This is a genomic window from Streptosporangium minutum, assembly GCF_002149035.1.
Lineage (GTDB): Bacteria > Actinomycetota > Actinomycetes > Streptosporangiales > Streptosporangiaceae > Streptosporangium > Streptosporangium minutum.
In genome coordinates, this window is record NZ_NGFP01000437.1 from 1 (window position 1) to 3,248 (window position 3,248).

Genomic DNA, 3,248 nt, shown 5'->3' on the forward strand with positions numbered 1-3,248 from the left:
GGACGGCTCCGGCCTCCTCGCTCATTCGGCGGAGCGGGACGGCGGATCCGGCCTGGCCGCCGCCCGGACGGCCCCGGAGGGCTCCGGCCTGATCGAGCCGTCCCGGGCCCAGCGGCGGGTCGCCGAGGTCGTCGAGGAATCCCATCGCGACATCCCCCCGGCCTTCACCGTCATGAGGGTCGACGTGACGGACGCGCTCGGGTTCGCCCGGCAGGAGACCAGGCGGCTGCGCGTCCTGATCGGCCTGCCCGAGCTGCTGGTGCGGGCGACCGGCAGGCTGCTCGACCGCTTCCCCCTGTGTTTCGCCACGCCCGTCGACGGCCGTCGCGCCCGCCGGGCCGCGTCCGCCGAGGTCGGCGTGACCGTCGACGTCGGCGGGGGGATGTTCGTGCCGGTGGTGCGGGACGCGGGGCGCCGCCCGCTCGGTGAGATCGCCGGCGACCTCACCCGGTTCCGCCGGGCCGCGCTGGACGGGACCTTCCGGGAGCAGGACCTGCAGGGCGGCAACATCATGCTCACCCTGCACACCGATGCCGCCGTCGTCATGGCCGTCCCCGTCGTCTTCCCCGGCCAGATCTGCGCGCTGTCGCTCGCCGCGCCGCGTCCGGAGGTCGTGGAGGTCCGGGGCGGCGGCTTCGCCGTACGGAAGGTGATCCTGCTGGGCCTCGCCTACGACCACCGGTTCGTCAACGGCCGCGATTCGGCCGAGTTCCTCGGCGCGCTCAGGACCGCGCTGGAGAGCCCCGGCGACGGCGCCTCCGAGCGGTGAGCGCATCTCCCCCTCCCTCTCCGCCATAACCGCACACCCATTAATTATCAAGAAAGTTTCTTAAAAGAAAGCATTGACCTGCCTGGTGGAAGCGCATAGTTTCCCGTTCAATAACCCGTGGGGGGCGGGATCACGGCTATGTTTCCTCACCTTGGAGGTAGCTGCTCCATGTCCTCACGTCTACGCGCCGGCCTCGCGGCGGCCGGCGCGGCACTCGCCCTGATCGCAGGCGCGCTCGCCGGCACGGCCGCCGCCGCGTCCGACGACGAGACCTGCCGCCCGGACGGCCTCTACACCACCCCGGGTCTCAACGTGCCCTTCTGCCAGGTCTACGACGAGGCCGGCCGGGAGAAGATGGGCGCCGACCACCCGCGCCGCATCATCGGCTACTTCACCGGGTGGCGGACCGGCAAGAACGGCCAGCCGTCCTACCTCGCCAAGGACATCCCGTGGGGCAAGATCACCCACATCAACTACGCGTTCGCGCACGTCGGCCAGGACAACAGGATCTCGGTCGGCGCCGACGGCCCGGACAACGCGGCCACCGGCATGGAGTGGCCGGGGATCGACACGCTCGACCCCGCCCTGCCGTACAAGGGCCACTTCAACCTGTTGAACAAGTACAAGAAGGCCAACCCCGACGCCAAGACGCTGATCAGCGTCGGCGGCTGGGCCGAGACCGGCGGCTACTTCGACGCCTCCGGCGCGCGCAGGCCCTCCGGCGGCTTCTACACGATGACCACCAACGCCGACGGCTCCGCCAACACGGCCGGGATCAACGCCTTCGCCGACTCCTCGGTGGAGTTCGTCAGGAAGTACGGCTTCAACGGCGTCGACCTCGACTACGAGTACCCGACCTCGATGAAGGACGCGGGCCACCCGCTGGACTGGCAGGTCGCCAACGCCCGCCGCGCGTCGCTGATGAAGAACTACGCGGTCCTGATGAAGACCATGCGCGACAAGCTCAACGCCGCCTCGGTCGCCGACGGCAGGTACTACATGCTGACGATCGCCGCCCCGTCGTCCGGCTACCTGCTGCGCGGCATGGAGACCTTCCAGGTCACCCAGTACCTGGACTACGTCAACATCATGTCCTACGACCTGCACGGCGCGTGGAACGAGTTCGTCGGCCCCAACGCCGCGCTCTACGACGACGGCAAGGACGCCGAGCTCGCCAAGTGGAACGTCTACAACACCGAGGCGTACGGCGGGCTCGGCTACCTGAACACCGACTGGGCCTACCACTACTTCCGCGGCGCGATGCAGGCCGGCCGGATCAACATCGGCGTGCCGTACTACACCCGCGGCTGGCGCAACGTCACCGGCGGCGTCAACGGCCTGTGGGGCACGGCCAAGAGCACCAGCGGCTGCCCGACCGGGCTGACCTCCTGCGGCGACGGCGCTCGCGGCATCGACAACCTCTGGCACGACGAGGAGAACAACACCGAGGTCAGCGGTGGCGGCAACCCGCTGTGGCACGCCAAGAACCTCCAGGACGGCCGGGTCGGCTCCTACGGCCCCGCCTACGGCCTGGACCCGGCCGACCCCGAGGACAGGCTGACCGGCTCCTACACCCGCAACTACGACCCCACCCTCGTCGCGCCGTGGCTGTGGAACTCCACCAAGAAGGTCTTCCTGTCCACCGAGGACGACCAGTCCATCGGCGTCAAGACCGGCTACGTCAAGGACCGCGGCATCGGCGGCCTGATGATCTGGGAGCTCGCCGGCGACTACGGATGGGACGCCTCCAAGGGCGAGTGGTTCATGGGCGACACGCTCACCGGCCAGATGTACGAGGCGCTCAAGACCGCCACGCCGTACGGCGCGACCCGCGCCAAGGTGAACGTGCCGAACGAGAAGCTCGACGTGGGCGTGGAGATCGGCGGCTTCCCGGTCGGCGACAGCAACTATCCGATCACCGGCAAGCTGAAGATCACGAACAGGTCGGCGACGACGATCCCCGGCGGCGCGGAGTTCCAGTGGGACTACGCCAGCTCGGCCCCGAAGAACGCCAAGGACCAGTCCGGCTTCGGCGTCACCGTGATCAGCAGCGAGCACGGCGCGGGCAACAACATCGGCGGCCTGAAGGGCGACTTCAACCGGATCTCCTTCAAGCTGCGGGCCAACGAGCCGCTGGCCCCCGGCGCCTCGCTGAACATGGACTACGTCTACTACCTGCCCGCCCCGGCGCCGGCCAACTTCACCGTGAGCTTCGGCGGCAGGACCTACGGCCTGACCGCCGACCACGCCCGGGGCGGCGTGATCGTCAACCCGACCCCGACGACCGACCCGACCGGCGGCCCGGGCGGCGACTGCTCCGCCCCCGCCTGGTCGGCCACCCAGGTCTACACCGGCGGCAACAAGGTCTCCCACAAGGGCAGGCAGTGGGAGGCCAGGTGGTGGACCCAGAACAACGAGCCCGGCGCCAACGACGTCTGGAAGGACCTCGGGGCCTGCTCCGGGGCCACCCCCTCCCCCA

At 69.7% G+C, this 3,248-nt stretch carries 2 protein-coding genes; both read left to right on the forward strand.

Features of this window, described 5'->3' with window-relative positions:
• A partial coding sequence (locus CA984_RS43195; protein WP_207621268.1) for a 2-oxo acid dehydrogenase subunit E2 occupies nt 1-769 on the forward strand: 769 nt, incomplete at its 5' end.
• 168 nt (nt 770-937) lie between these two features.
• The coding region (locus CA984_RS43200; protein ID WP_086579062.1) for a chitinase C-terminal domain-containing protein at nt 938-3,248 on the forward strand (2,311 nt) is incomplete at its 3' end.